Origin of the sequence: Mesorhizobium sp. B2-4-2 (assembly GCF_006442845.1) — a bacterium.
In the GTDB taxonomy this organism is placed as follows: Bacteria; Pseudomonadota; Alphaproteobacteria; order Rhizobiales; family Rhizobiaceae; genus Mesorhizobium.
On record NZ_VFVM01000001.1, the window covers coordinates 507,060 to 530,522 of the forward strand.

Genomic DNA, 23,463 nt, shown 5'->3' on the forward strand with positions numbered 1-23,463 from the left:
ATGCGCCACATCATGGCAAAGAGCCTCGCACCTACCGACGGCGTCCGCGATTATCTGGCGGCGCAGGAGAAGAAATCGCTGCTGCGCTTCCTCACCTGCGGCTCCGTCGACGATGGCAAGTCGACGCTGATCGGCCGCCTGCTCTCGGACACCAAGCAGATTTTCGAGGACCAGCTCGCCGCGCTCGAACGCGATTCGCGCAAGCACGGCACGACCGGCGACGACATCGATTTCGCACTGCTTGTCGACGGTCTCGAAGCCGAGCGCGAACAAGGCATCACCATCGACGTCGCCTATCGCTTCTTCGCCACGCCAAAGCGCAAATTCATTGTCGCCGACACGCCCGGCCACGAGCAGTACACGCGTAACATGGCGACCGGCGCGTCCACCGCCGACCTGGCAATCGTGCTGATCGATGCGCGGCAAGGCGTGCTGCGCCAGACCAGGCGCCACTCGATCATCGCCTCGCTGCTCGGCATCCGCCATATCGTGCTGGCCGTCAACAAGATCGATCTCGTCGATTTCGACCAGGCGGTCTTCGACCGGATCACGCAGGACTATCTGCAATTTTCGCGCGATCTCGGCTTTGAGACCATCGTGCCGATCCCGATGTCGGCGCGCTACGGCGACAACGTCACCGGCCGCTCCGACAGGATGGAATGGTATTCCGGCCCGACGCTGATCGAACATCTCGAAACCGTTTCGGTCGACGAGGCCGCGGCCGAGCTGCCGTTCCGTTTTCCGGTGCAGTACGTCAACCGCCCCAATCTCGATTTTCGCGGCTTCGCCGGAACGATCGCCTCGGGCGCGATCTCGCAAGGCGACGAGGTCGTCGTCGCCAAATCGGGCAAATCCTCCCGCGTCAGACGCATCGTCGCGCAGGGTGGCGACCTCGCCCAGGCGGTTGCCGGCCAGGCCATCACGCTTGTCCTCGATGACGAGGTCGAGATTTCCCGGGGCAACATGCTGGTGGCGCCTGCGGCACGCCCGCAGGTCGCCGACCAGTTCGCCGCCAACATCGTCTGGTTCGACGAACATGCGCTGTTGCCGGGCCGCTCCTATATCCTGCGCACCGAGACCGACCAGACCAGCGCTACCGTCACCGATTTGAAATATCGGGTCAATGTCAATGACTTTGCCCGTGAAGCTGCCAAGTCGCTCGAGATGAACGAAGTGGGCATCTGCAACATCTCGACGCGCACGCCGATCGCTTTCGACACCTTCGCCGAGAACCGTACAACCGGCGCGTTCATCCTGATCGACCGCATCAGCAACGCCACGGTCGGCGCCGGCATGATCCTGCATTCGCTGCGCCGTGCCGAGAACATCCATTGGCAATCGCTCGATGTCGGCAAGCGGGTACGTGCCGACATCAAGAACCAGCGGCCCGCCGTGTTCTGGTTCACCGGGCTGTCGGGCTCGGGCAAATCGACCATCGCCAACCTGTTCGAGAAGAAGCTGTTTGCCTCCGGGCGCCATACCTACATTCTCGACGGCGACAATGTCCGCCACGGCCTCAACCGGGATCTCGGCTTTACCGACGCCGACCGCGTCGAAAACATCCGCCGCGTCGCCGAAGTGGCCCGCCTCATGGCCGATGCAGGGCTGATCGTCATCGTTTCCTTCATTTCGCCCTTCAGCGCCGAGCGGCGCATGGCCCGCGAATTGATGGCCGAAGGCGAGTTCGTCGAAGTGTTCGTCGACACGCCGTTCGAGGAATGCGCCAGGCGTGACCCGAAAGGCCTCTACGCCCGCGCGCTCAATGGCGAGATCAAGAACTTCACGGGTGTCGACTCGCCTTACGAAGCGCCGGAAAAACCGGAAATCCATCTGAAGACGCTCGGCAAATCGGCCGAGGAGATGGTAGATGCCCTGGAACACTGGCTGAACGAGCGTGACATTGCCGAAGACCAATACGACAATGGCGGCGGCATCTGACGACAGGTCGATGCTCGAAATTTTCGAGGGGCTCGCTTTGGCGGCCGGCCGCGAGGTCATGCGTGTGTTCCACGCCGGCTGCGCGGTCGACCAGAAATCAGATTCCTCGCCGGTGACCGAGGCGGACCGCGAGAGCGAGAAGATCATTCTGGCCGGATTGCGTGCGGCCTTTCCCGACATTCCCTGCGTGGCCGAGGAGGAAGCATCCGCCGGCATCGTGCCGCCGGACCTGGACGGGGCTTTCTTCCTGATCGATCCGCTGGACGGCACCAAGGAATTCGTCAATCGCCGCACCGATTTCACCGTCAACATCGCGCTTGTCCGCCACGGCGTGCCGGAAGTCGGCGTCGTTTTCGCGCCCTGCACGGGCCGGTTCTTTTCCGGGCTGCCGGGCAAGGCGGAATTCCTCGAAATAGATGACGACTACCGCATCGCTTCTCGCCGGCCGATTTCGGTGAGGGCGGCTGCGACGCCGCTGGCTGTGGTTGCGAGCCGCTCCCACAATACGCCCGAAACCGAAGCCTATATTCGCGACCTAGGCGTCGCCGAGATCGTCTCTGTCGGCTCGTCGCTGAAATTCTGTCTGGTCGCCAATGGCGAGGCGGACATTTATCCGCGCTTCGGTCGTACCATGGAGTGGGATACCGCGGCCGGCGATGCCGTGCTGCGCGCCGCCGGCGGCATCACGCGCACGCTGGACGGACAGCCCTTGATGTATGGCAAGCGAAACCAGGGCGGCGATGCGGATTTCGCCAATCCGCATTTCATCGCCAGCGGCAGGGCAGGGGCAAGCCCGCCTGAAGCCGGCTAACTACTCGGCCGCGGCCTGCGCCGAGTTCGATCCGACATAGTTGCGGATTGTCTCGATGATCCGGTCCTGATCGGCTTCGCTGAGATAGGGGTGCATCGGTAGGCACAGGATGCGCTTGGGCAATTGCTCGGATACGGCAAGGCCGGTCGGCGTTCTCGGATAGTCGCGATAGGCGATCTGCTCGTGCAGCGGCTTCACATAGTAGATGACCGACGGAATGCCTTTTTCGCCGAGATGAGCCTTCAGCCCGTCGCGCTTGGGCGTCTCGATGGCGTATTGCGCCCAGGCCGAGCGGCTGCCGTCCAGGTTGCGGGCTGCCGTGACGACATCAGCAAGCCCTTCGGCATAACGGTTCGCCACCATTTGCCGGGCAACCATCTCGTCCTCGAGAATGGCGAGCTTTTCGATCAGGATCGCGGCCTGCAGCGTGTCGAGCCGTGAATTGATGCCGACCCGGATGTTGTCATATTGCGTCTCGCCCTTGCCGTGGAAGGCGAAGGAGCGCAGCTTGTCGGCCAAGGCGTCGTCGTTGGTGAACATCGCTCCGCCGTCGCCGTAGCAGCCGAGCGGCTTCGCTGGATAGAAACTGGTCGAGCCGACCGTGCCTAACGACCCGCACATCTTGCCGTCCGCCGAACCGCCCATCGATTGGGCGGCATCCTCGATCACCATCAGGCCTTCTCGGTGGGCGATCGCCATGATGGCATCGTAGTCGGCGGCAAGGCCGAAGAGGTCGACCGGAATGATCGCCCTGGGCTTCAGCCGGCCTTCTTTCTTGATCATCGTGATCGCCGCCTCGAGGCTGGCGATGTCGATGTTGTAGGTCTTGGGATCGACGTCGACGAAAACCGGCTCGGCCTTGGCCAGCGCCACCACTTCCGCCGTGGCGGCAAAGGTGAAGCTCGGAACGAACACGGCATCGCCCGGGCCGATCCCGGCGGCGAACAGCGGCAAAAGCAGTGCGTCGGTGCCGTTGGCGCAGGCCACGACGTGCTTGACGCCGACATAGGCGGCGAGCTTTTTCTCGAATTCGGCTACCTGGGGACCGAGGATATAGCGGCCGTCCTCGACGACATGGTCGATCGCGGCCTTCAGCCGGTCGCGGATTCGTTCGCGCTGTGCGCCAAGATCGATGAACTGCATGTCGTCCTCAAACGATTTTAACCGGGCGGTCTGGCCTCGACCCGCTGGTATCAGAATTGCGCCTGCCGAGAAAGCCGGGCGCGCGGAGCGACAAATTGCCCGGTCGTGGCAGTCTGTTACCGCATTTTTCGGTGTCGGTCAGCCGGACGCCGGAAATCCGGGATTCGTGCGGCGCAATTACGGCCTTATAACCCCAGAGTCGACCCTGCTAAACATAAAGTGATCGGCCGGCTCAATCCATGTTGGGCCTTACCACGGCCCGAACTTGGGTCAGCCAAGGCCTGAGAACGGCCAGTCCGCAGTGCGGCAACTATCCGAAGATAGGAATTTTTTCTTGACGGGGTGAAGGCAACTATGCTACATATCTGCCTATGGTGCTGAGTTGCGCCAAGGACCCGCCGCACAGGCGGGTTTTCTTTACTGCCTCATCAACAGCGCGCCGGCGAAGGTTCCAAGGAACCTGTTAATTTGGATTCGTTTCCTCTGGCGCGCCACTCAGGCGATCTCATGGCGCCAGGGCGGATTGGCGCCGGCCCGCGATACCGTCACCGCCGCCGCTTTGGCGCCGAGTGTCAGGGCCGCACGGATGGCGTCCTCGGAAAGGCCTGAAATCGCCGCTTTCGTTAGCCGGCCCTGCTCATGCAGCGAGGCGAGGATGCCGGCATTGAACGTATCACCGGCGCCGACCGTATCGACCACCTCGACTTTTCGCGGCGTTACGCTGACCGTGTGGTCCCTGGTGTAGCCGACGGCGCCTTCGCTGCCATGGGTGACGACGATCAGCTTGGGTCCGCGGTCGAGCCAGTTGCGCACGACGTCCTCGTGCGAGCCGGCTTCGTCGAACCAGTGAAGATCTTCATCCGAGAGTTTCACGATATCGGCCATCGCCATCATCTCGCGGATACGCTTCAGATGCTTTGCCTTGTCCGGGATGAAGTTCGGCCGGATGTTGGGGTCGAGCATCATGACGCGACGACCATGCTCGCGCTTCATCAATTCCTCGTAGGCGGCCCCCGCCGGGTCCGAAATAAGGCTGATGGCGCCGAACAGCATGGCCTCGATCTCCGGACCAAGTTGCGGCAGATCCTCGCCGGTCAGCATGCGCCCGGCGGTGTTCTCGTCGTAGAAAGTGTAGGTTGCCTGGCCATCGTTCAGCCGCACGAAGGCGAGCGTCGTCGGCCGGGGCGAAGTGTGCGCATAGGTGGAACTGACCTTGCTCGCCCCGAGCGCTTCGCGGAGCTGGCCGCCGAACAGGTCCGACGACAGGCCCGAGAAGAAGCTGGCAGGAGCGCCCAGCCGGCCGAGCGCAATGGCGGTGTTGAACACCGCGCCGCCGACATAGGGTGCGAAGGCCCGTTCTCCCTCCGTCGTCGTGCGCGGCAGCATATCGATCAGGGCCTCGCCGCAGCAAAGGATCATTGTCTTGTCGTCTCCGGCGGATGGATCACGCCCTTGCGGATGATGATGTTGGCGTAGAGCCTGGGTTCGCTGGTCGCGACGATGGCGTGCGCGGCCCTGACGCGTGCATAGAAGTCGGCACCGGCCAGCGCAACCACCTTGCGCCCGGGCGCGCGTTTTGCACACAGCACTTCGATTTCATGATGCACGGGATCGGCGAGCGAGGGGTCGCCCTTGGCCGAGGCGCGAAACAGCGCCTCCGGCACGACGTCATCGACGGGCAGCACGCTCAATATGGCGTCCAGCACCGGAATGAGATGGTGGCCGTCGGCCCGCACCAGCCGCCTTGCCTGCTCTTCGGCCGGGTAGTTTCCATCGACCAGGGCGATTTCGTCGCCATGCCCCATCGCACGCAGGATCGCCAGAAGCTCCGGACCGAGCAGCGCCGGAATTCCGATCAGCATTCAGATGCTCCTGGAAATCGTGGTCGAACCGATCAGGAAGCGCTCGGATAGTGGCAGGCTGGCGCCGCCGAGAGCGCGCGCGTGAATACCGACGGTGCCTTCGCGGACGTTTGGCAGTTTCAATCCCTCGGCATCGATAGTGTCGATGGTGGCGATGACGGCGTCGACCAGCCTGCGGCGCACCTGCGTCGGCATCCAGCCGTCGATCACCGCCGCCTCGAAGTCGATGACGGACGACGCCGCGACGATGGCATAGGCGAGCGCCCGCGAGGCGTTTGTGATCCAGTCGTCGAGCTCGGCGCCGATCTCGCCCCAGTCCTCGGGCGACGTCCACAGATGCGACGCCTCGACGCCACGTGCATTGAGCGCTTTTTCGAGCATGGCGATCGAGGCCACGTCGATCAATTGGGTCGGCTTTCCCTCCGGTCCGGGCACCGGCATGGAGCCCAGCGCGCCGGCGTTGCCGGTCGGGCCGCCAAAGAGCCGTCCGTTGAGGACGATGCCGCCGCCGGCAAAGGCGCCGATATAGAAATAGACGAAATCGCGCGGGGCGCCTGCCTGACCGAAGACCAGTTCCGCGCCGCAGGCCGAAGTGGCGTCGTTCTGCAGATAGACCGGAAAATCGCATTGCGCCTGGATGTCGGCGCGGATATCGCGATGGCGCCATTCGTCCATGACGTCGCGCGGCGCGCCGGCGGTATCGGCCCAGTTCCAGAGCTCGAACGGCATGGCGATGCCGAGTCCCGCTATGCGTTTGTCCTGCGCGGGCGAAAGCTCGCCACGCATCTTCTTCATGCCTGATGTGACGAATTCCACCGTCTCGCGCGGGGCAGGGTAGCGGTAGGAATGCTGCAGCATCGAACGTACATTGCCGAGGAAATCGATCAGCACGAGTTCGGCGCTGCGGCGGCCGATCTTCAGGCCGATGAAGAACGCGCCTTCGGGATTGAGCGCCATGGGGATGGAGGGCTGGCCGATCTTGCCGCGCAGCGGCGCCTGCCGCAGCAACAGGCTTTCCTCCTCGAGCTCGCGCATGATCACGGAGACGGTTTGCGCCGACAGTCCGGTCATGCGGGCGATGTCGGACTTCGCCAGGCTGCCATGCTGGCGCACCAGCGACAGCACCAGCCGCTCATTGTGGTCCCGCATGCCGCTCTGGTTGGTGCCGCGGTGAATAAGGCTCTCATTCGCCTCGGGCGAACCATGCCTGGCAATGGCCGTCTCCACCCTGTTCCTCCCGTTATTACCCCTCGATGCTTTTGGGGCAGAATGTGCGAACGGCGCAAGGCTGTCAATAATAAATAAGAGTGATTTAATTATTGACAGAGAGATTGGTCTGGTGTCATTTGAGGCAGGCATCCGTACCGGGAGAGGTTGCTTGGATGCCGGAGGGGTGCCGGTTGGCCGGCATCTGAAATGTTCCACTGGGAGGAAATCGTGACCAATACAAAACTGTTGAAATCCACCGTTTTTGCGGCGGCTGCTCTGGGCCTGATGGCATTCGCCTCGTCCGCATCCGCGGCCGGTGTCGGCGCCTGCTTGATCACCAAGACCGACACCAATCCCTTCTTCGTCAAGATGAAGGAGGGTGCGACCGCCAAGGCCAAGGAGCTTGGTGTCGACCTCAAGACTTATGCCGGCAAGATCGACGGCGACAGCGAAAGCCAGGTCGCGGCGATCGAGAGCTGCATTGCCGACGGCGCCAAGGGCATCCTCATCACCGCGTCCGACACCAAGGGCATCGTGCCGACGGTGAAGAAGGCGCGTGATGCCGGCCTGCTGGTGATCGCGCTCGACACGCCGCTCGATCCGATCGACGCCGCCGACGCGACCTTTGCTACCGACAATTTGGAGGCCGGCAAACTGATCGGCGCCTGGGCCGCCGCGACGCTCGGCGACAAGGCCAAGGACGCCAAGATCGGCTTCCTCGACCTGACCCCCTCGCAGCCGACCGTGGACGTGCTGCGCGACCAGGGCTTCATGATGGGCTACGGCATCGACGTGAAGGATCCCAACAAGATCGGCGACGAGGATGACGCGCGCATCGTCGGCCATGACGTCACCAACGGCAATGAGGAGGGCGGCCGCAAGGCGATGGAGAACCTTCTGCAGAAGGACAACACCATCAACGTCATCCACACCATCAACGAGCCGGCCGCGGTCGGCGCCTATCAGGCGCTCAAGGCCGTCGGCCTGGAAAGCCAGGTGCTGATCGTCTCCGTTGATGGCGGCTGCCCCGGCGTGAAGTCGGTGGCCGAAGGCGTCATCGGCGCGACATCGCAGCAATATCCGCTGCAGATGGCGGCGCTCGGCATCGAGGCCATCGCCAACTTCGCCAAGGACGGCACCAAGCCGAAGCCGACCGAAGGCAAGAACTTCTTCGACACCGGCGTCAATCTGGTGACCGACAAGCCGGCCAATGGCGTGAAGTCCATCGACACCAAGGAAGGCCTCGCCAAGTGCTGGGGCTGATGCCGGTCTGACTGGCAACTAAAAACGGAGCGGCCGGACTTGATCCCCGGCCGCTTCGGGTGGACGATGGTCGCGTGACCGCGAACAATCCCGGCAGGAGACCGGAAAAGCGTGGACGGGTGTCGCCGCGTGGCGGATACCCTACGGGGAGGAAACATGTCTCAAGCTCAGGAATTCGAGAAGGTTCTCTCAGGCAGCGACACGAGCGTTGCCGCGTTTGACGAGCATAAATCGGCGGTCAGACGCATCCAGCATTTTCTGCATTCGACGCCAGCCGCGGTGCCGCTGATCGTTCTGGTCCTGGCGATCATCGTGTTCGGCCTCACCATTGGCGGGCGTTTCTTCTCGTCCTACACGCTGACGCTGATCCTGCAGCAGATCGCCATCGTCGGCATACTGGGTGCCGCCCAGACCCTGGTCATCCTCACCGCCGGCATCGACCTGTCGATTGGCGTCATCATGGTGATTTCGGCTGTGATCATGGGCAATTGCGCCGTCAGCTACGGCCTGCCGAGCGTCCTTGCCGTGGCGATCGGACTTGCCGCGGGTGCTGCCTGCGGGCTGCTCAACGGGGTGCTTGTCGCCTACATGAAACTGCCGCCATTCATCGTGACGCTCGGCACCTGGAACATCGTCATGGCGACGAACTTCATCTATTCGGCCAATGAGACGATCCGCGACACCGACGTCGACGTTCAGGCGCCGCTGCTGCATCTGTTCGCGCTCAGCTTCAAGGTCGGCACCGCTGTGCTGACGGCCGGCGTGATTGCGATGGTCGCGCTCGTGCTGCTCCTCTGGTACGTGCTCAATCACACGGCATGGGGCCGCCATGTCTACGCTGTCGGCGACGACCAGGAGGCGGCGAAACTGTCGGGTATCCAGACCAAGAAGGTGCTCATGACGGTCTATACCCTGGCCGGGCTGATCGCCGCTTTCGCCGCCTGGGTCTCCATCGGTCGCAATGGGTCGATCTCGCCGTCGGCCGCCGTGACCGACTACAATCTGCAGGCGATTACCGCCACGGTGATCGGCGGTATTTCTCTTTTCGGCGGCCGCGGCTCGATCCTCGGCACGCTGTTCGGCGCGATGATCGTCGGTGTCGTCTCCATGGGCCTCAACATGCTGGGCGCCGATCCGCAATGGAAAGTGCTGCTCACCGGCGTGCTGATCATCGGCGCAGTGGCGGTTGATCAATGGATCAGAAAGGTTTCGGCATGACCCAGGACCCTATCCTCACCGCTCGTGGACTGGTCAAGCGCTACGGCCGCGTCACCGCCTTGGACAATGCCGATTTCGACCTCTACCCCGGCGAAATCCTCGCTGTTATCGGCGACAACGGCGCCGGCAAGTCGTCGCTCATCAAGGCGATTTCAGGCGCTGTCGTGCCCGATGAAGGCGAAATCCGGCTTGAGGGCAAACCGGTCGCCTTCAAATCGCCCATGGAGGCCCGCGAAGCCGGCATCGAGACCGTCTACCAGAACCTGGCGCTGTCGCCGGCGCTGTCGATCGCCGACAACATGTTTCTCGGCCGCGAGATCCGCAAGCCCGGCTTTGTCGGCCAATGGCTTCGCATGCTCGACCGTCCGGCGATGGAAAAGCGCGCCCGCGACAAGCTGACTGAACTCGGCCTGATGACCATCCAGAACATCAGCCAGGCGGTGGAGACGCTATCCGGCGGCCAGCGCCAGGGCGTGGCAGTGGCGCGCGCCGCCGCTTTCGGCTCCAAGATGGTTATCATGGACGAGCCGACGGCAGCACTTGGCGTCAAGGAAAGCCGCCGCGTGCTGGAACTCATCCTCGACGTGAAGAAGCGGGGCCTGCCGATCGTGCTGATCTCGCACAACATGCCGCATGTCTTCGAAGTGGCAGACCGCATCCACATCCATCGGCTGGGTCGTCGGCTGTGCGTCATCGATCCCAAACAACATACAATGTCCGATGCCGTCGCATTCATGACCGGGGCAAAGACGCCGCCGGAGGCGGCGCTGGCGGCCTGAACTGCCAAATTGCCGCTGGGTAAGTCGCCTCCGGCTTACTTAAATCGATTGAACGTTTGCTGCAATGCGGTAGCATGGGCTGGGATGAATGATGAAAGCCGGTATGATCGTGGCAAACGCACGAGAGGCAGCATGACGCGCACGATGACATCCGCCCCCCTCCCGCCACTGCTTGAAAATCCCGACCCCAAGACGCTCGCAAGGGAAGTCTTGATGGCCCTCAAATACAGGGTCGGCAAGGACACCACCGTCGCCACCCAGTACGATTGGCTGACCGCCTCGATCAAGGTCGTGCGCGACCGCATCGTCGATCGCTGGATGCAGGCGACGAAAGAGGCCTACGCCCAGCAGGAAAAGCGCGTCTATTACCTCTCGCTGGAGTTCCTCATCGGCCGCCTGATGCGTGACGCCTTCTCCAATCTCGGCCTGATGGAGAACATGCGCGAGGCGTTGTCGTCGCTGGGTGTGGAACTCGACCTCATCGCCACGCTCGAGCCGGATGCAGCACTTGGCAATGGCGGCCTCGGCCGGCTCGCCGCCTGCTTCATGGAAAGCATGGCCACCGTCGATATTCCCGCGCATGGCTACGGTATCCGCTACGCCAACGGCATGTTCCGCCAGGAGATACATGACGGCTGGCAGGTAGAATTGCCCGAGACTTGGCTCGATCACGGTAACCCCTGGGAGTTCGAACGCCGCGAACGGTCGTTCGAGGTCGGGTTCGGCGGCTCGGTGGAATCGGTCACCACCAGGGATGGCCGGCTGGAACGCCATGTCTGGAAGCCGACCGAGCATGTGCTGGCCGTCGCCTACGACACACCCGTCGTGGGCTGGCGGGGGAACCGCGTCAACACCTTGCGGCTTTGGTCGGGCATGCCGGTCGATCCGATTCTGCTCGACAAGTTCAATGCTGGCGACCACATCGGCGCACTCGCCGAAAGCAACAAGGCCGACGCGCTGTCGCGCGTACTCTATCCCGCCGATTCCCACATGGCAGGGCAGGAACTCAGGCTGCGGCAGGAATATTTTTTCTCCACCGCCTCTTTGCAGGACATCGTGCAGCGGCATCTCAGCCAATATGGCGACTTGAAGTCGCTGCCCGACAAGGCGGCAATCCACCTCAACGACACCCATCCGGCGATCGCCGTGCCGGAGCTGATGCGCCTCCTGATGGACGTCCACGGCATGGATTTCGACCGGGCCTGGGACACCACCAAACGCACCTTCGGCTATACCAACCACACGCTGCTGCCGGAGGCGCTGGAAAGCTGGCCGGTGCCGCTGTTCGAGCGGCTTTTGCCGCGCCATATGCAGATCGTCTACGCCATCAACGCGCAGGTGCTGCTTGAGGCGCGCGCCACCAATCAGTTCTCCGGCGAGCAGATCAGCCGCATCTCGCTGATCCAGGAGAATGGCGACCGCCGCGTGCGCATGGGCAATCTCGCCTTCGTCGGTTCGCATTCGATCAACGGCGTCTCGGCGCTGCATACCGAGCTGATGAAGGAAACGGTATTCGCCGACCTGCACACGCTCTACCCCGACCGCATCAACAACAAGACCAACGGCATCACGCCGCGGCGCTGGCTGATCCAGTGCAACCCAGGTCTGACCGCACTCGCCCGCGAGGCGATCGGCGACCGCTTCCTGGATGACATCGAGGCCATCAAGGGGCTCGATGCCTTTGCCGACGATACCGCTTTCCGCGAAAAATTCGCCGGCGTGAAGCGGCAGAACAAGGTGAAGTTGGCCAATCTCGTCGCCGACCGGCTCGGTATCAGGCTTGATCCCTCGGCGCTGTTCGACATCCAGGTCAAGCGCATCCACGAATACAAGCGCCAACTCCTGAACATCCTCGAGGCGGTCGCGCTCTACGACCAGATCCGCTCGCACCCGGAGCGCGACTGGATGCCGCGCGTGAAATTCTTCGGCGGCAAGGCGGCGCCCAGCTACCACAATGCCAAGCTGATCATCAAACTGGCCAACGACGTTGCCAGGGTCATCAACCGCGATCCGGCCGTTCGCGGCTTGCTCAAGGTGGTGTTCGTGCCGAACTACAATGTCAGCCTCGCCGAGATCATGATGCCGGCCGCCGACCTCTCCGAGCAGATATCGACCGCCGGCATGGAGGCTTCGGGCACCGGCAACATGAAGTTCGCGCTGAACGGCGCGCTGACCATTGGCACGCTCGACGGCGCCAATGTCGAAATCAAGGAGTGCGTCGGCGACGACAACATCTTCATCTTCGGCCTGACCACGGCGGAGGTCGCCGAGCGCCGCAACAATGGCTACGATCCGCGTGGCGTCATCAAGGCATCGCCCGAACTGTCGCAGGCGCTCGCGGCCGTTTCATCGGGCGTCTTTTCGCCCGATGATCCCAACCGCTACCGCGATCTCATCAATGGTCTCTACGACAGCGACTGGTTCATGGTCGCGGCGGATTTCGACGCCTATGCCACTTGCCAGCGAGACGTCGACGCCGTCTGGCGCAACAGTCCGGACTGGTACGCCAGGGCAATCCGCAACGTCGCGCGCGTCGGCTGGTTCTCTTCCGATCGCACGATCCGCCAATACGCGAAAGACATCTGGAACGTACCTGCCTGATGTGATTGCATGAGGCCACGAACGATGTAGTCCGGGGTGTGAGTTCAAACGCCGAATTTATACCTTAAAACAAACATTTGGTGCCCGGGGAGGGACACTGCCCGATGAGGAAACCGCGCGCGACCGCTGCGACAAGCGGGCCGGACGGATCGGCCCCGGCCAGCGATGTCGCGGCGATTGTCGCCGGCACGCACGGCAATCCGTTTGCGGTCCTCGGCGTCCATGAGGTGGGCAAGAACCTGTTTGCCCGCTGTTTCGTTCCGCATGCGGAGTTCGTCACCGCCTATACGCTGACCGGCATGATTGCTGGTGAACTGTCCAGGCGTGACGATGGCGGCTTTTTCGAAGGCAAGCTGTCGATCAAGAAGCGCCAGCCATTGCGCTATCACGCCAGGAATGCCGGGGGCGACTGGTGGTTGACGGATCCCTATTCTTTTGGCCCGGTGCTCGGTCCGATGGACGATTACTACATTGCCGAGGGCTCGCATCTGAGGCTGTTCGACAAGCTCGGCGCGCATGTCATCGAGCACGAAGGCGCCACCGGAGTGCATTTCGCCGTCTGGGCCCCCAATGCAAGGCGCGTCTCGGTGGTCGGCGATTTCAACGACTGGGACGGTCGCCGCCATTCGATGCGCGACCGCCGCGACACCGGCATCTGGGAGGTATTCATCCCCGATATCGGCGCCGGCAGGCCCTACAAGTACGAGATCATCGGCCCCGATGGCGTGAGATTGCCGCTGAAGGCCGATCCGTTTGCCTTCAAGTCCGAACTGCGCCCGGCGACCGCGTCGGTGACCGCTGCGTCGCCCGCCCATCAATGGGGCGACGAGGCGCATCGCAGTTTCTGGCGCAATGCCGATCCCCGGCGCGAGGCCATCTCCATCTACGAGGTCCATGCCGGCTCCTGGCAGCTTCGCGACGATGGAACGTTTCTGTCATGGGATGAACTGGCCGACCGGCTGATCCCCTATGTCGTCGAGACCGGCTTCACCCACATCGAGTTCATGCCGATCTCCGAACATCCCTATGATCCCTCCTGGGGCTACCAGACGACAGGCCTCTATGCGCCATCGGCGCGCTTTGGCGACCCGGCCGGCTTTGCCCGCTTTGTCGACGGCGCCCACCGTGCCGGCGTCGGCGTCATCCTCGACTGGGTGCCGGCGCATTTTCCGGTCGACGAGCACGGCCTTGTCCATTTCGACGGCACTGCGCTCTACGAGCATGCCGATCCGCGCCAGGGCTTTCATCCCGACTGGAACACCGCGATCTACAATTTCGGCCGCCGCGAGGTGGTGTCGTTCCTGGTCAACAACGCGTTGTTCTGGGCCGAAAAATATCATGTCGACGGCCTGCGCGTCGACGCGGTCGCCTCGATGCTCTACCTCGATTATTCGCGCAAGGCAGGCGAATGGATTCCTAACGAGAAGGGCGGCCGCGAGAACCTCGAGGCGGTCAGCTTCCTGCAGAAGATGAACAAGGAGCTCTACGGCCACCATCCGGGCGTCATGACCATCGCCGAGGAATCGACCTCGTGGCCGAAGGTCTCGGCTCCGGTCCATGAAGGCGGGCTGGGCTTCGGCTTCAAGTGGAACATGGGCTTCATGCACGACACGCTGGAGTATTTCTCCAAGGAGCCGATCTTCCGCAAACACCACCACAACGACCTTACCTTCGGCCTGGTCTATGCCTTCTCGGAGAATTTCGTGCTGCCGCTCTCGCATGACGAGGTCGTGCACGGCAAAGGCACGCTGCTTGGCAAGATGGCCGGCGACGACTGGCAGAAATTCGCGACATTGCGCGCCTACTACGCTTTCATGTGGGGCTACCCCGGCAAGAAGCTGCTGTTCATGGGCCAGGAGTTCGCGCAGCGCCGCGAATGGAGCGAGGCGCGCGCGCTCGACTGGAATCTTCTCGATTTCCGCTCGCATCGCGGTGTCTGGCAGGTGGTGCGCGACCTCAACTATCTCTACCGCTCGCGACCGGCCCTGCACGGCCGCGACTGCGAGCCGGAAGGCTTTTCCTGGCTGATCGTCGACGACAGCCAGAATTCCGTCTTCGCCTGGCTGCGCAGCGCGCCGGGAGGCAATCCGGTCGCGATCATCTCCAATTTCACGCCGGTGCCGCGCGACAACTACCGCGTCCCGCTGCCGAAAGCCGGCACATGGCGCGAGATCATCAACACGGACGCTTCCGAATATGGCGGATCCGGCAAGGGCAATGGCGGCGCCGTCGAAGCGCGGGCGGAGGAAGGGGGCATCTCCGCAACGATGCTCTTGCCGCCGCTGTCGACGATCATGCTTGAACTGGTCGCGGAACAAGCCATGTCGAGACCGGGTAACTTGGGAGGGTAGAAAATGGCAAACTCGAAACGAACCCAGCCGCTGGCCCGCGACGCCATGGCCTATGTGCTGGCCGGCGGGCGCGGCAGCCGCCTCAAGGAACTGACCGACCGGCGCGCCAAGCCGGCGGTCTATTTCGGCGGCAAGACGCGCATCATCGATTTCGCGCTCTCCAACGCCCTCAACTCCGGCATCCGCCGCCTTGGGGTTGCAACCCAATACAAGGCGCATTCGCTGATCCGCCATTTGCAGCGCGGCTGGAACTTCCTGCGGCCCGAACGAAACGAAAGCTTCGATATCCTGCCGGCCAGCCAGCGCGTGTCGGAAACCCAGTGGTATGAAGGCACGGCCGACGCGGTCTACCAGAACATCGACATCATCGAGGCCTATGGCCCCGAATACATGGTCATCCTCGCCGGCGATCACATCTACAAGATGGACTACGAGCTGATGCTGCGCCAGCATGTCGACGCCGGCGCCGATGTCACCGTCGGCTGCCTCGAAGTGCCGCGCATGGAGGCCACGGGCTTCGGCGTCATGCATGTCGATGCCAAGGACAACATCATCGCCTTCGTCGAAAAGCCGGCCGACCCTCCCGGCATTCCAGACAAACCGGAGTTTGCCCTGGCCTCGATGGGCATCTACGTGTTCAAGACCAAGTTCCTGATGGAGCAGCTGCGCCGCGATGCGGCCGAGCCCGGTTCAAGCCGCGACTTCGGCAAGGACATCATCCCCTATATCGTCGAGCACGGTAAGGCGATCGCCCACCGCTTCGCCAAGTCCTGCGTGCGCTCGACCGCGGAAAATGAGGCCTACTGGCGCGATGTCGGCACCGTCGATGCCTATTGGGAAGCCAATATCGACCTGACCGACGTGACGCCCGAACTCGACCTCTACGATCGCGACTGGCCGATCTGGACCTATGCCGAGTTGAAGCCGCCGGCGAAGTTCGTGCATGACGAGGATGGACGGCGCGGTTCGGCCGTGTCCTCGCTGGTATCGGGCGACTGCATCGTCTCGGGCGCGACGCTCAGGAAAAGCCTGATTTTCACCGGCGCGCGCATCAATTCCTATTCGACGCTGGAAGAAGTCGTCATGCTGCCCGACGTCCATGTCGGCCGGAACGCAACGTTGAAGCGCGTCGTCATCGACCACGGTGTAAGGATACCGGAAGGGCTGGTGGTCGGTGAGGATCCCGTGCTCGACGCCAAGCGCTTCCGCGTTTCGGAAAAGGGCATCTGCCTGATCACGCAGGACATGATCAACAAGTTGTCAACCTGATCAGTTTGATCAACAAGTTGTCAATCCGATCGGGTTGATCAACAAGCTGTCACTTTAGGGTGGTTTGTGCATGTCCTTGCCCCAGAACCGCTGCACGGTTTGGGCTACATGCACCAGGAGCGGTTCGGTAAGCGCATGCAGGTTCTGTCGGTCACGCCCGAGATATTTCCGCTGATCAAGACCGGCGGGCTTGCCGATGTGACCGGCGCGCTGCCCGTCGCGCTGGCCGCCAAAGGCGTGACCATGCGCACGCTTATTCCCGGTTTTCCCATGGTGATGGACGCCTTCAAGAAAAAAAAGTCTGTCTACAAGTATCCGCTGCTGCAGGGCGGCAAGGCTTCGGTCCATTCTGTCCAGCTTGCCGGGCTCGATCTTTTCGTGCTCGATGCGCCGCATCTGTTCGATCGTCCCGGCGGTCCTTATGGCAATGCCGCGGGTGCCGATTGGCCGGACAATTGGCGCCGTTTCGCAGCGCTCAGCCAGGCCGGCGCCGACATCGCCGGCGGTGCCATCTCCGGTTACATGCCCGATATCGTGCATGCCCATGACTGGCAGTCGGCGATGACGCTGGCCTATATGCGCTATGGCAAGGCGGTCGGCACACCGTCGATGATGACTGTCCACAACCTCGCCTTCCAGGGGCAGTTCGGCGCCGGCATCTTCGGCGAACTCGGATTGCCGACGGCGGCGATGGCGCTTGACGGTGTGGAATATTATGGCGGCGTCGGCTTCCTCAAGGCCGGCCTGCAGGCTGCCTGGGCAATCACCACCGTCAGCCCGACCTATGCGCAGGAAATCCGCTCACCGGAATTCGGCATGGGTCTCGACGGCCTGATCAACATGCGCTCCAGCGATCTCTATGGCATCGTCAACGGCATCGACACCGCCATCTGGAACCCGGAGACCGACAAGCATCTGGTGTCGAACTATACAGCCGCCTCGCTCAAGGCGCGCGCGCCCAACAGGGCCGCTGTCGAGGGCCGTTTCGGGCTCGATCGCGACGGTAGCCCGATCGTCTGCGTCGTTAGCCGCCTGACCTGGCAGAAGGGCATGGACATACTGGCGACGGCGGTCGACGGCATCGTTGCGACGGGCGCGCGGTTGGCTATTCTGGGTTCGGGCGATGCCGGCCTCGAAGGCGCGCTGCTCGCCGCCGCCGCACGCCACCGCGGCCGCATAGGCGTCGTCGTGGGGTATGACGAAGGCCTGTCTCACGTCATGCAGGGCGGCTGCGACGCCATCGTCATCCCGTCGCGCTTCGAGCCTTGTGGACTGACGCAGCTTTATGGCCTGCGCTATGGCTGCGTGCCGGTGGTCGCCCGCACCGGGGGGCTCGCCGACACCATCATCGACGCCAACGAGGCGGCGATTGCCGCCGGCGTGGCGACCGGGTTCCAGTTCGCGCCCAGCGACGGCGGCGCGCTGCTTCATGCCATCCGCCGCCTGGCCGAGGCCCATGCCAGCCCCGCGATCTTCGAGGCCATCCAGCGCCAGGGCATGAAGACCGACCTGTCCTGGGACCGAAGCGCTGACAAATACGTTAAACTCTATCGCCTGCTGCTTTCGAAAAGGGTTGCTTGAAGCATGATACGCACCGTTCCCACCAAACCCTATTCCGACCAGAAGCCCGGCACTTCGGGGCTGCGCAAGAAGGTGCCTGTATTCCAGCAGGAGCACTATGCCGAGAACTTCATCCAGTCGATCTTCGACGCGCTGGACGGGTTCAAGGGCGAGACCCTGGTGATCGGCGGCGACGGCCGCTTCTACAATCGCGAGGTCATCCAGAAGGCCATCGCCATGGCCGCCGCCAACGGATTCGGCAAGGTGATGGTCGGGCAGGGCGGCATCTTGTCGACGCCGGCCGCTTCGCATGTCATCCGCAAATACAAGACGTTCGGCGGCATCATCCTGTCGGCCAGCCACAATCCGGGCGGCCCGCACGAGGATTTCGGCATCAAGTACAATGCCGGCAATGGCGGCCCGGCGCCGGAAAAGCTGACCGATGCGATCTTCGCCAGGACCAAGGCGATCTCCAGCTTCAAGACCGTCGACATCGATCCGATCGACATCGACGCGATCGGCACGGTCAAGGCCGCCGGCATGACGGTCGAGATCATCGATCCGGTCGTCGACTATGCCGAGCTGATGGAAAGCCTGTTCGATTTCGACGCGCTGCGCAAACTGTTCAAGTCGGGCTTTCGCATGCGCTTCGACGCCATGCACGCGGTGACCGGCCCCTACGCCAAGGAGATCCTCGAACACCGGCTTGGCGCGCCCGACGGCACCTGCCGCAACTTCAAGCCGCTGCCGGATTTCGGCGGCCACCATCCGGATCCGAACCTGGTCCATGCCAAACATCTCTATGACGAGATGATGGGACCGGACGCCCCGGATTTCGGTGCCGCTTCCGACGGTGACGGCGACCGCAATTTGATCATCGGCAAGGGCATTTTCGTCACCCCGTCGGATTCTGTCGCCATGCTTGCCGCCAACGCCCGCCTGGCGCCGGGCTACAAGGAAGGCCTGAAGGGCATTGCGCGCTCGATGCCGACCAGTGGGGCCGCCGACCGCGTCGCCGAAAAACTCGGCATTGGCATGTATGAGACGCCGACCGGCTGGAAATTCTTCGGCAATTTGCTCGACGCCGGCATGGCGACGATCTGCGGCGAGGAAAGTGCGGGCACCGGCTCCAACCATGTGCGCGAGAAGGACGGCCTGTGGGCCGTGCTTTTGTGGCTCAACATCCTCGCCGCGCGCGGCGAGAGCTGTAAGCAGATCGTCACCGAGCACTGGGCGACCTACGGCCGAAACTATTATTCGCGCCATGATTACGAGGAAGTCGAGAGCGGGCGCGCCAATGCGCTGGTCGATGAACTGCGCGCAAAGCTTGGCTCGCTGCCGGGCACCAGCGTGCGCGGCCTGAAGATCGCCAATGCCGACGACTTCACCTATCACGATCCGGTCGACGGTTCGGTGAGCGAGCATCAAGGCATCAGGGTGCTGTTCGAAGGCGGCTCGCGCGTCGTCTTCCGGCTTTCCGGCACGGGCACCTCGGGCGCCACCTTGCGCGTCTACATCGAGCGCTACGAGCCGGACAAGGCCAGGCACGATCTCGATACGCAGAAGGCGCTCGCCGATCTGATCGCAGCAGCGGATGACATCGCGGGAATCAGGAGCCATACCGGCCGCGACAAGCCGAGCGTGATTACTTGAGCGTGGCGGTGGCTTCACCCTCCCCCTTGTGGGGAGGGTCGATCCGCGTAGCGGGTCGGGGTGGGGGTGCTCGTAGAGGGCTTTGCCGGCGTCACCCCCCACCCCGCTCACTTCGTTCGCGACCCTTCCCACAAGGGGGAGGGTGGAGGACGCGCCGATGACCTCACTAGGCGCCACCATCACCCCCGACGGCATCCGCTTTGCCGCCTGGTCCTCGTCGGCGCGCCGCCTCTGGGTGTCGATCTTCGATGAGCAGGGTGAGCGCGAACTCGACAGGCTGGAGCTGAAACCGGAAGGCGACAGCGTGCATGGCCTCTTCGTCTCCGGCCTCGGCGAGGGCACCCGCTACGGCTTTCGCGCCGATGGCGATTACGCGCCCGAGCGCGGATTTTGGTTCGACCCCGACAAGCTGCTGACCGATCCCTACGCCGTCGAGATCGATCGGCCCTATGCCTATCACTGGCGTCTCGCCGCGCGGCGCAACGAAGGAGCCGACACCGCGCCGCTGATGCCCAAGGCGGTGGCGAAAGCCTTGTCCACGGCTGTGCCTGTGCTGCCGCCGCTGTTCCGTCCCGGCGACCTGATCTACGAAGTGCCGGTGCGCGCCTTCACCAAGCTGCATCCGGATGTGCCGGAAAAACAGCGCGGCACGACCGCCGCGCTTGCTCATCCGGCTATCGTCGAGCACCTGCGAAGGCTCGGCGTCTCCGCCGTCGAGCTGATGCCGGTGACCGCATCGATCGACGAGCGGCATCTGCCGCCGCTCGGGTTGAGCAACGCCTGGGGTTATAACCCTGTCACCTTCATGGCACTAGACCCGCGCCTGGCCCCTGGCGGCCTAGCCGAATTGCGCGTTACCGTTGCCGCGCTGCGTGCGGCCGGCATCGGCACCATTCTCGACCTCGTCTTCAACCACACGGGCGAAAGTGACAGGCTCGGTCCGACATTGTCGCTGCGCGGCCTAGACAATCAGGCTTATTACCGGCATCAGCCGGATGGCAGGCTGGTCAATGACACCGGTACCGGCAACACGATTGCCTGCGATCACCCGGCGGTGCAGGAAATGGTGCTCGACACGCTTCGCCATTTTGTCCGCCATGCCGGCGTCGACGGTTTTCGTTTCGACCTGGCACCGGTGCTGGGGCGCGTCAACGGCACATTCGAAGCGCAAGCGCCGTTGCTGGAGGCGATGCGCGAGGATGCGCTGTTGGCCGGCCGTGTGTTGATCGCCGAGCCCTGGGACATCGGTCTCGATGGCTATCAGCTCGGCAACTTCCCCTCCCGCTTCCTGGAATGGAACGATCGTTATCGCGACGATGCCAGGCGCTTCTGGCGCGGCGATGCCGGCATGGTTGGTACGCTGGCGACACGACTTGCCGGTTCGTCCGATATTTTCGCCAAGGGCGGCCAGCCCGCCAGCCGCACGGTGAATTTCATCGCGGCCCATGACGGCATGACGCTGGCCGACATCGTTGCTTATGAGGAGAAGCATAACGAGGCCAATGGTGAGCAAAATCGCGATGGCCACAACGAGAACCTGTCCTGGAACAACGGCGTCGAGGGCGCGACGGACGACGCGGCAATCGCGAAGGCGCGCTTCAGCGACCAGTGTGCGCTGCTCGCCACGCTGTTCGCCTCGCGCGGCACGATCATGCTGACGGCCGGCGACGAATTCAGCCGCAGCCACCAAGGCAATAACAACGCTTATGCGCAGGACAACAACATCACCTGGCTCGACTGGAAGGGGCGTGACCAGGCGCTGGAAGGCTACGCGCGTGCACTGGCCGCCTTGCGCCGCGCGGTGCCGGCGCTCTCTAATACAGATTTCCTCACCGGCCAGCCGCTGGCCGGGTCGGACACTGCCGACGTCGCCTGGCTCACCGAGACGGGGGCGCTGCTCGGCGAGGCGGAGTGGAACGATCCCGCCCGGCATCGCCTCGTCATGCTGCTCGGCGGCGTGGATGGCCGGCTTGCCGTCATGGTCAATGGCGATCGCCGCCAATGCATCTTCACATTGCCCGCGCGAGACGGATTCCGATGGCATCCCGCCATCGAAGCGCAAGCAGTTGATCTTTCTCGCGCGCTGCCGGGCCGCAGCGTGAATTTCATGATCGAGCGCAGGACGGAAGGGCCCAGACAGGGAAAGGGTCGTGATGACTGACGACAATGCCGAGCGAGCGGCCGACTGGTGGCGCGGTTGCGTCATTTACCAGGTCTACCCGCGTTCCTTCCAGGACACGACCGGCGACGGCAGCGGCGATCTCGCCGGCATCACATCAAGGCTCGCCCACATTGCCTCGCTCGGCGCCGATGCCGTCTGGCTGTCGCCTTTCTTCAAGTCGCCGATGGCCGATATGGGCTACGACGTGTCGGATTATTGCGACGTCGATCCGATGTTCGGCACGTTGGAGGATTTCGATACACTGGTTGCCGAAGCGCACCGGCTTGGCCTGAAAATCATCATCGACCAGGTGCTGTCGCACTCCTCCGACAGGCACGAATGGTTCGTCGAAAGCCGCGCCAGCCGCGACAATCCAAAGGCCGACTGGTATGTGTGGGCCGACGCCAGACCGGATGGTGGTGTGCCCAATAACTGGCTGTCGGTCTTCGGCGGCCCCTCGTGGGAATGGGATGCGACCCGCCGGCAGTACTATCTGCACAATTTCCTCGCTTCGCAGCCGGATCTCAACTTTCACAACCCGGAGGTCCAGGACGCGCTCCTGGATACAGTGCGGTTCTGGTTGGAGCGCGGCGTCGGCGGCTTCCGGCTGGACACCGTCAACTACTACGTCCACGACCGCTGGCTGCGCAGCAACCCGCCCTTGGCGTCGAGCGTTGCAGGCACCAACACCGAGACCAACACCTACCTCTACCAGGAGCACCTGTTCGACAAGACGCAGCCGGAAAATCTAGCGTTCCTGCGGCGCTTTCGGGCGCTGCTCGACGAGTACGGGGATCGCGCCGCCGTCGGCGAAATCGGTGATGAGGGGCGCTCCCTACAGACGCTGGCCGCCTACACCTCCGGCGGCGACAAGCTGCAGATGTGCTACACCTTCGATCTGCTTGGCCCGCAATTTTCGGCGGCGCATGTGCGCGGCTGTGTCGAGGCTTTCGAAAACGCTGTCGTAGATGGCTGGGTCTGCTGGGCGTTTTCCAACCATGACGTCATGCGTCATGTCAGCCGCTGGACGCGGCCGGGCGGCGATCCTGACGTGGTGGCCAAATTCTCGATCATGCTGCTCTCTTGCCTGCGTGGCTCGATCTGCCTCTACCAGGGCGAGGAACTCGGTTTGCCGGAGGCGGAACTTGCCTATGAGGACCTGCGCGATCCGGTAGGCATCCGCTTCTGGCCCGGTGTGAAGGGAAGGGATGGCTGCCGCACGCCCATGGTCTGGGAGTCCGGCGCCGATAATGCGGGCTTCTCCACCGGTAAACCCTGGCTGCCGGTGCCGGAAAGCCATCGCGCTCGCGCGGTCGATGTACAGAGCGGCGATGAGCAATCGGTACTTTCCGCCTACCGTTCGGCACTCGCTTTGCGCAAGCGGCATCCGGCGCTGGTCGGCGGTTCGATCCGCTTTCTCGACGCCGAAGGCGACGTGCTGGCCTTTGTCCGCGAGCATGGCGATGAGAGGCTGCTTTGTGCCTTCAATTTCGCCGGGGAACCGGCCAATTGGCCGCTGCCGCAAGACTTAGGAGCGGTTGCGAAACTTGGCGGCGATGCCTCGCTCGCCGGAGAAGCCGTGCTTTTGCTGCCGACACTCGGATGCTTTCTTGGACACCTTGCCTAGATCAGCGCGTGCCGGCCA

Annotated in this window: 16 protein-coding genes; 12 read left to right on the forward strand and 4 right to left on the reverse strand. The window is 63.2% G+C overall.

Features of this window, described 5'->3' with window-relative positions; all coding sequences use genetic code 11:
• Nucleotides 1-1,938, forward strand: coding sequence for a sulfate adenylyltransferase subunit CysN (cysN, locus tag FJ942_RS02470; RefSeq protein WP_181167193.1), 1,938 nt, complete (start codon nt 1-3; stop codon nt 1,936-1,938).
• 10 nt (nt 1,939-1,948) lie between these two features.
• Complete coding sequence (gene cysQ, locus FJ942_RS02475) at nt 1,949-2,749, forward strand: 3'(2'),5'-bisphosphate nucleotidase CysQ (protein ID WP_181169787.1); 801 nt, start codon at nt 1,949-1,951, stop codon at nt 2,747-2,749.
• Here cysQ and FJ942_RS02480 read toward each other — a convergent pair whose 3' ends face one another.
• The 4 genes from FJ942_RS02480 to FJ942_RS02495 form a co-directional block, all read right to left on the reverse strand.
• Complete coding sequence (locus FJ942_RS02480; protein ID WP_140897162.1) at nt 2,750-3,892, reverse strand: DegT/DnrJ/EryC1/StrS aminotransferase family protein; 1,143 nt, start codon at nt 3,890-3,892, stop codon at nt 2,750-2,752.
• 495 nt (nt 3,893-4,387) lie between these two features.
• Nucleotides 4,388-5,311 (reverse strand): carbohydrate kinase, encoded by a 924-nt coding sequence (locus FJ942_RS02485; protein WP_140494831.1) that lies wholly within the window; start codon nt 5,309-5,311, stop codon nt 4,388-4,390.
• Entirely contained in the window at nt 5,308-5,754 is a 447-nt protein-coding gene (locus FJ942_RS02490; RefSeq protein WP_140494830.1) for an RbsD/FucU domain-containing protein, read from the reverse strand. The genes FJ942_RS02485 and FJ942_RS02490 overlap by 4 nt, the downstream gene beginning before the upstream one ends.
• Nucleotides 5,755-6,981 carry an ROK family protein gene (locus FJ942_RS02495; RefSeq protein WP_140728149.1) on the reverse strand — a complete coding sequence of 409 codons (1,227 nt, stop codon included), beginning with the start codon at nt 6,979-6,981 and terminating at the stop codon, nt 5,755-5,757.
• A 228-nt stretch (nt 6,982-7,209) separates the two neighbouring features.
• Between FJ942_RS02495 and FJ942_RS02500 the strand changes: the two genes are divergently transcribed.
• From FJ942_RS02500 to FJ942_RS02545, 10 genes are all read left to right on the forward strand, one after another.
• A complete protein-coding gene (locus FJ942_RS02500; protein ID WP_181165177.1) occupies nt 7,210-8,226 on the forward strand; it encodes a sugar ABC transporter substrate-binding protein in 1,017 nt (338 codons plus the stop codon).
• A gap of 156 nt (nt 8,227-8,382) precedes the next feature.
• Nucleotides 8,383-9,444, forward strand: a complete 1,062-nt coding sequence (locus FJ942_RS02505; RefSeq protein ID WP_140494823.1) for an ABC transporter permease — start codon at nt 8,383-8,385, stop codon at nt 9,442-9,444.
• A complete protein-coding gene (locus FJ942_RS02510; RefSeq protein ID WP_140495053.1) occupies nt 9,441-10,223 on the forward strand; it encodes an ATP-binding cassette domain-containing protein in 783 nt (260 codons plus the stop codon). The genes FJ942_RS02505 and FJ942_RS02510 overlap by 4 nt, the downstream gene beginning before the upstream one ends.
• A gap of 132 nt (nt 10,224-10,355) precedes the next feature.
• On the forward strand, nt 10,356-12,824 hold the full coding sequence (locus FJ942_RS02515; protein ID WP_140897163.1) for a glycogen/starch/alpha-glucan phosphorylase: 2,469 nt from the start codon (nt 10,356-10,358) through the stop codon (nt 12,822-12,824).
• Nucleotides 12,825-12,928: 104 nt separating this feature from the next.
• Nucleotides 12,929-15,175, forward strand: coding sequence for a 1,4-alpha-glucan branching protein GlgB (gene glgB, locus FJ942_RS02520; RefSeq protein WP_140494818.1), 2,247 nt, complete (start codon nt 12,929-12,931; stop codon nt 15,173-15,175).
• Between the two features lie 3 nt (nt 15,176-15,178).
• A complete protein-coding gene (gene glgC / locus FJ942_RS02525) occupies nt 15,179-16,444 on the forward strand; it encodes a glucose-1-phosphate adenylyltransferase (RefSeq protein WP_140494816.1) in 1,266 nt (421 codons plus the stop codon).
• Between the two features lie 135 nt (nt 16,445-16,579).
• Nucleotides 16,580-18,025, forward strand: coding sequence for a glycogen synthase GlgA (gene glgA, locus FJ942_RS02530; RefSeq protein ID WP_140897164.1), 1,446 nt, complete (start codon nt 16,580-16,582; stop codon nt 18,023-18,025).
• A gap of 3 nt (nt 18,026-18,028) precedes the next feature.
• Entirely contained in the window at nt 18,029-19,657 is a 1,629-nt protein-coding gene (locus FJ942_RS02535) for an alpha-D-glucose phosphate-specific phosphoglucomutase (RefSeq protein ID WP_140514918.1), read from the forward strand.
• Nucleotides 19,658-19,814: 157 nt separating this feature from the next.
• Complete coding sequence (glgX, locus tag FJ942_RS02540; protein ID WP_140897165.1) at nt 19,815-21,818, forward strand: glycogen debranching protein GlgX; 2,004 nt, start codon at nt 19,815-19,817, stop codon at nt 21,816-21,818.
• Entirely contained in the window at nt 21,811-23,445 is a 1,635-nt protein-coding gene (locus FJ942_RS02545) for an alpha-glucosidase family protein (RefSeq protein WP_140897166.1), read from the forward strand. The genes glgX and FJ942_RS02545 overlap by 8 nt, the downstream gene beginning before the upstream one ends.
• Nucleotides 23,446-23,463 lie beyond the last annotated feature (18 nt).